Source organism: uncultured Caulobacter sp., assembly GCF_947036865.1.
Classification (GTDB): Bacteria; Pseudomonadota; Alphaproteobacteria; order Caulobacterales; family Caulobacteraceae; genus Caulobacter.
This window is the reverse complement of the sequence record NZ_CAMQSF010000020.1, coordinates 56,925-62,924: the sequence shown is the minus strand read 5'-3', so window position 1 is coordinate 62,924 and position 6,000 is coordinate 56,925. Positions and strand designations below refer to the sequence as shown.

6 protein-coding genes are annotated in these 6,000 nt (G+C 68.4%); 5 read left to right on the top strand and 1 reads right to left on the bottom strand.

Annotation, left to right across the window (positions count from 1 at the left end; all coding sequences use genetic code 11):
* Positions 1-171: 171 nt before the first annotated feature.
* Positions 172-513, top strand: coding sequence for an endonuclease domain-containing protein (locus Q0V34_RS12550; RefSeq protein ID WP_297512330.1), 342 nt, complete (start codon positions 172-174; stop codon positions 511-513).
* A 62-nt stretch (positions 514-575) separates the two neighbouring features.
* Here Q0V34_RS12550 and Q0V34_RS12545 read toward each other — a convergent pair whose 3' ends face one another.
* A complete protein-coding gene (locus Q0V34_RS12545) occupies positions 576-1,307 on the bottom strand; it encodes an enoyl-CoA hydratase/isomerase family protein (protein ID WP_297512328.1) in 732 nt (243 codons plus the stop codon).
* A 277-nt stretch (positions 1,308-1,584) separates the two neighbouring features.
* Here Q0V34_RS12545 and ccrA point away from each other — a divergent pair, with 277 nt between their 5' ends.
* The 4 genes from ccrA to Q0V34_RS12525 all read left to right on the top strand — a co-directional run bounded on the left by ccrA (position 1,585) and on the right by Q0V34_RS12525 (position 5,924).
* Entirely contained in the window at positions 1,585-2,862 is a 1,278-nt protein-coding gene (ccrA, locus tag Q0V34_RS12540; protein WP_297512325.1) for a crotonyl-CoA carboxylase/reductase, read from the top strand.
* Between the two features lie 90 nt (positions 2,863-2,952).
* On the top strand, positions 2,953-3,735 hold the full coding sequence (locus Q0V34_RS12535) for a hypothetical protein (RefSeq protein WP_297512322.1): 783 nt from the start codon (positions 2,953-2,955) through the stop codon (positions 3,733-3,735).
* A 205-nt stretch (positions 3,736-3,940) separates the two neighbouring features.
* A complete protein-coding gene (arr, locus tag Q0V34_RS12530; protein WP_297512320.1) occupies positions 3,941-4,351 on the top strand; it encodes an NAD(+)--rifampin ADP-ribosyltransferase in 411 nt (136 codons plus the stop codon).
* Between the two features lie 94 nt (positions 4,352-4,445).
* On the top strand, positions 4,446-5,924 hold the full coding sequence (locus Q0V34_RS12525; RefSeq protein WP_297512316.1) for a M20 family peptidase: 1,479 nt from the start codon (positions 4,446-4,448) through the stop codon (positions 5,922-5,924).
* Positions 5,925-6,000: the final 76 nt, after the last annotated feature.

Below are 6,000 nucleotides of genomic sequence, written 5' to 3'. Positions count from 1 at the left end.
CTAGAAGCCAGCCCTGGCTCCCTCAGATCGCATGAACAACATGGTTGCTCTCTCTGTGAGAGAGGGAGGGGCCCGCGCCGTAGGCGTGGGAGGGTGAGAGGTTGCACCCTCACCGGGAAAATCCCAATTCCCTTGATTGTTGAATTCTCGTGGCGGCGCGATGCTCGCGCTATGGACCAGATCGCCCACGCCCGCCGCCTTCGACGCGATCAAACCCTGGCCGAGAAGACCTTCTGGACCATCGTGCGCAATCGACGCCTCGGCGGATACAGGTTCCTGCGCCAGGCGCCGATCGACCGCTACATCGCCGATTTCGTCTGCGAGGCAGCCAAGCTGATCGTCGAACTCGATGGAACTATCCATGACGAACAGGAGGACTACGACGCGCGCCGAACCGTGGCGCTCGAACTCTACGGCTACACCGTGCTGAGGCTGCGCAACGAGCAGGTCCTGGCCGATCCTGGCGGCACGATGGATATCGTCCTATCGGCGCTTCGTTCTGGGCGGGCGTAACCTCTCACCCTCCCATCGCTGCGCGATGGGCCCCTCCCTCTCTCACAGAGAGAGGGACAATATCACCGCCCTTCGAACACCGCCCGCCGCTTTCCCACGAACGCCGTCCGCGCCTCGGCGTGATCGGCCGAGGCCGCCAGCGCCGGGATCTCGTCCCCGGTGCTCGACACCCCGGACGCCACCCGCTTGGTCGCCGCCACCGCGAGAGGGCCGCGCGAGGCGATGACGCGGGCTAGGCGCAGCGTCGCCTCCCTCAAGCCCTCGACCGGATGAACCTCCGCCACCACGCCATCCGCCAGCGCCCGGGCCGCGTCGAACGGCGCGCCGGTCAGGAGATGAGCCTTGGCGCGGCTCTCGCCGATCAGCTTCACCAGCCGCTCGGCCGACGCCGTCAGCCCCATCCGCACCGCCGAGCAGGCGAAGTCGGCCCGCTCGCTGGCCAGGCGGATGTCGCAGGCCAGGGCCAGTTCCAGCCCGCCGCCGATGCACCAGCCGTCGATGGCGGCGATCACCGGGACGCGGCAGGCGGCGATCCGGTCGCACATGGCCAGGAAATGCAGGATCGCCGCCGTCTGGGCCGGGACGTCCCGCGTCATCGACTCGGCGAGGTCGTCGCCGGTGCAGAAGGCGCCGTTGCGCCCGGTCAGCACCACCGCCCGCGTGGCCGGATCGGCCTCGATCGCCGCGAAGGCGTCCAGCAGCCGTCCCCGCTCGGCCATGGCCAGCACATTGGCCGGGGCGACGTCCAGTTCGACGAGGGCGATCGAAGGTTCGGGATGCGACAGGTGGATCATGGGCGGCACGGTGGCCCGCGAGCGCCCCGCTCGCAACCTTCCCGAAGGTGATGGGCGCGACATTCGCACACGCGATGCTGCGACGCACAAGATTCCGCTTGCCAGTTTCAAACATCTGTCTCAGCCTGTGGGTCTTCCGGGCGGATTTTTGCGCTCGGCAAGCAAAAAACGATCCCTTGGGAGGCGATTTCACCGCTTCGACCCGAGGCGGCGCAGCCGATTTGGACCTTCACGCGTTGCTGCAGCGCGGAAGGATGGCCAAGAAACGGGGAGTGAGATGACGACCGCGACGCTGGAAAAGACCGCGCTGAAGGACCTGTACGAGATCGGCGAGATCCCGCCCGCCTTCCACGTGCCGAAAAACATGTACGCCTGGAGCATCCGCAAGGAGCGCCACGGCAAGCCCTCGACCGCCATGCAGGTCGAGGTGGTGCCCACCTGGGAGATCGGCGAGGACGAGGTGCTGGTCCTCGTGATGGCCGCGGGCGTCAACTACAACGGCGTCTGGGCCGCGCTCGGCGAGCCGATCAGCCCGCTGGACGGCCACAAGCAGCCCTTCCACATCGCCGGTTCCGACGCCTCGGGCGTCGTCTGGAAGGTCGGGTCCAAGGTCAAGCGCTGGAAGCTGGGCGACGAAGTCGTCATCCACTGTAATCAGGACGACGGCGACGACGAGGAGTGCAACGGCGGCGACCCGATGTTCTCGTCCAGCCAGCGGATCTGGGGCTACGAGACGCCGGACGGCAGCTTCGCCCAGTTCTGCCGGGTGCAATCCCGACAATTGCTGCCGCGCCCCAAGCACCTGACCTGGGAAGAGGCCGCCTGCTACACCCTGACCCTGGCCACCGCCTATCGCATGCTGTTCGGCCACAAGCCGCATGAGCTGAAGCCCGGTCAGAACGTGCTGGTCTGGGGCGCTTCCGGCGGCCTGGGCGTCTTCGCCACCCAGCTGGCGGCCGTCGCCGGCGCCAACGCCATCGGCGTGGTCAGCAGCGAGGACAAGCGCGAGTTCGTGCTGTCGATGGGCGCCAAGGCGGTGCTGAACCGCAACGAATTCAACTGCTGGGGCCAGTTGCCCAAGGTCAACGGCCCCGAGTTCGGCGACTACATGAAGGAAAGCCGCAAGTTCGGCAAAGCCATCTGGCAGATCACCGGCAATCGCGACGTCGACATGGTGTTCGAGCATCCGGGCGAGCAGACCTTCCCGGTCTCGGTGTTCCTGGTCAAGCGCGGCGGCATGGTGGTGATCTGCGCCGGCACCAGCGGCTTCAACCTGACCATGGACGCGCGCTTCCTGTGGATGCGCCAGAAGCGGGTGCAAGGATCGCACTTCGCCAACCTGATGCAGGCCGCCGCCGCCAACCAGCTGGTCATCGACCGCCGCGTCGACCCGTGCCTGTCGGAGGTGTTCCCCTGGGACCAGATCCCGGCGGCGCACGAGAAGATGCTGGCCAACCAGCACCTGCCCGGCAACATGGCCGTCCTGGTCTGCGCCCAGCGCCCCGGCCTGCGGACGGTCGAGGAGGTGCGGGAGCTGAGCGGCGAGGCGCTTTAGTCGACCGCACCGCCAATATTGACAAGGCCAAGCTAGGCCGGGGATGAAGGAGGCGCGCCGTTGGGGGGCGCGCAGCCTGGGGCCTTGGGCATGACGACTGTCGATCAACCCGTGTCGCGGTCGCCCTTGTCGCTGCGGCTGCCGTCCGACGCCTGGTTCTTCCCGGCCATGACCGCGCTGATCTGGCTGGGCGTGGTGATGGGCTTCGGCGGCGAGATGCTGAGCCTCTCGAAGGAAGGCAAGCTCGTCTATCCGCTGCTGGTGCATGTCCATGCGGTGGTGTTCACCGGCTGGCTGGTCGTCTTCACGGCCCAGGTCTGGCTTGTCCGCAGCCGGCGTGTCGGCCTGCACCGACGGCTGGGCGTCGCGGCGGCGGTGCTGGCGGGCGTCATGCTGCTGCTGGGACCGGCGACGGCGATCTATGTCCAGATCAAGTGGTTCGGCCTGCCGAACGGCGATCCCGCCTTCCTGGCCATTTCGATGAGCGACATGATCAGCTTCGCCGGCCTGACGGCGGCGGCCCTGGCGTGGCGGCGCGACCCGTTCGTCCATAAGCGCCTGATGCTGCTGGGCACCCTGGCCCTGGCCGACGCGGGCTTTGGCCGCTGGACGGGCATGGCGCTGGGCCCGACCCTGGGGCCGATCGTCGGCAACGGCTTCATGGGCAGAGTCCTGATCGGCGACTGCCTGAGCCTCGCGGCGCTGCTGGCGCCCGCCGCCTATGACCTGGTGACGCGCGGTCGCACCGCGACGGTCGTGACGATCGGCACCCTTTGGGCCGTCGCCTGGCCGGTGCTGGCGACGGGGCTCTACCTCAACCCGACTTGGATCGCGCTGGCCAAGGCCTTCGTGGCGCATCTCGCGCGCGGCTGAGCGCGGCGGCCCCGAGGGCGACTTTTAGCGCCCATGGATATTTCCGGAGGGACCGGAGGCTCCAACGGTCGGTCGTCCTTGCCTGGTAACGATCTGGGGCCGAAAAACTTCAATTCAAGAATTGGCGAACGGCGTTTTATGCGCAGTTTTTAGCGCCCTCGACGGACGGGACGGTCGTCCCGCCATTTCACAAGGGCCGCAGACCATGACCTCCATGCGCAACGCCGAGACCTTCTACCACGGCACGAAAGCAGACCTGGCCCCGGGCGACCTCATCGCCGCCGGCTACGCCTCCAATTACGGTCGGCGCAGGCCGGCCGCCTATGTCTATCTCAGCGCCACCCTCGAGGCGTCCATTTGGGGCGCGGAGTTGGCTGTCGGCGCGGGTTCGGAGCGGATCTACATCGTCGAGCCGACCGGCCCGATCGAGGACGATCCGAACCTGACGGACAAGAAGTTCCCCGGCAATCCGACACGGTCCTACCGCACCCGCTATCCCCTGCGCATCGTGGGCGAGGTAAGGGGTTGGATTGGACACACGCCCGAACAGCTCAAGACCATGCGGGAGAGCATCGCCAATCTCGAACGTCAGGGCATCGAAGCGATCGAGGACTGATCGGACCCGTCCCGCGAGGCCGCTCAGGAGCGGCATTGCCACCGGCCTCGCGGCGACGCACAGTCGCGGCCAACAAGTGTTCGGGAGGCGTTCGATGGGTATCGGGGGGAAGGTCGCGCTGACGGCCGTGGGTCTGGTGCTGGCCGTGAGCGTCGTGGTCGCGGCGCGGACGGCGACGTTCAAGGCCCCGGCGGCCGTCGATCCGGCGGCGGTGAAGCTGGCGCCCGCGCGGCCGGTCGATGTCGCCAAGGCCGCCGATCACCTGGCGCAGGCCGTCCGCTTCCAGACCGTCAGCCACCAGGACAAGGCCGAGGACCAGCCGGCCGAGTGGGACAAGCTGCACGCCTGGCTGCAAGCCACCTATCCCAACGCCCACAAGGTCATGACCCGCGAGGTGATCGCCGAGCATACCCTGGTCTACACCTGGCCCGGCTCGAACCCGGCCCTGCCGCCGGTCGTGCTGATGGCCCACCAGGACGTGGTGCCGGTGACGCCCGGCAGCGAGGGCCAGTGGACCCACCCGCCGTTCGACGGCGTCGTCGCCGACGGCGCGGTCTGGGGTCGCGGCTCAATCGACGACAAAGGCTCGCTGGTCACGCTGTTCGAGGCGCTGGACGCGGTCGCCGCCAGCGGCTTCAAGCCTGTCCGCACGGTGATCGTGGTCAGCGGCCACGACGAGGAGGTGCGCGGCGTCGGCGCCCGCGCCGCGGCGGCCCTGCTGAAGTCGCGGAACCTCAAAGCCCAGTTCGTGCTGGACGAGGGCATGGCGGTCGTCGCCGACCACCCGGTCACCGGCAAGCCCGCAGCCATCATCGGCACGGCGGAGAAGGGCTACGCCACCCTGAAGGTCGTCGCCCCCGCCGTCGGCGGCCACTCCTCGGCCCCGCCCAAGGACGGCGGCGGCGTCGTGACCCTGTCGCGCGCGGTCGCGGCGATCAGCGACCACGCCTTCCCGATGAAGTTCCAGGGACCGGGCGCGGAGATGCTGAAAGCCATCGCCCCCCACGCCAGCCTGGTGGTGAAGGTGTTCGCGGCCAACACCTGGCTGTTCTCGCCGGTGCTGGTCGGCGTGACAGCCAAGACCCCGGCCGGCGCGGCCATGCTGCACACGACGATCGCCCCGACCATGCTGAAGGGCTCGCCCAAGGAGAACGTGCTGCCGCAGGACGCCACGGCCTGGATCAACTACCGCATCGCGCCCGGCGACACCTCGGCCAGCGTGATGGCGCGAGCCAAGGACGCCGTCGGCAAGCTGCCGGTCCAGCTCGCCTGGACCAAGACGCCGGACGAGCCCTCGGCCGTGTCCTCGACCAGCTCCGACGCCTGGAAGACCCTCGCGGGCCTGGCCGCCGACGAGAGCAAGGCGCCGGTCGTGCCGGGCCTGGTCACCGCCGGCACCGACAGCCGCTACATGGGCGGCGTGGCCAGCGACGTCTATCGCTTCCAGCCCCTGGTGCTGAAGGTCGAGGAGACCAAGATCATCCACGGCACCGACGAGCACATCAGCCTGGACAATGTCGGGCGAATGGTGCGCTTCTATCAGCGTCTGGTGGAGACCGCCGCGTCGCGGTAGGGCTTCACAGGATGGGGTGTGCGTTCGGGGGGAACGTGGGTCCGGCGCGGGCGGTGGGGACCGTCACGCGTCCGGC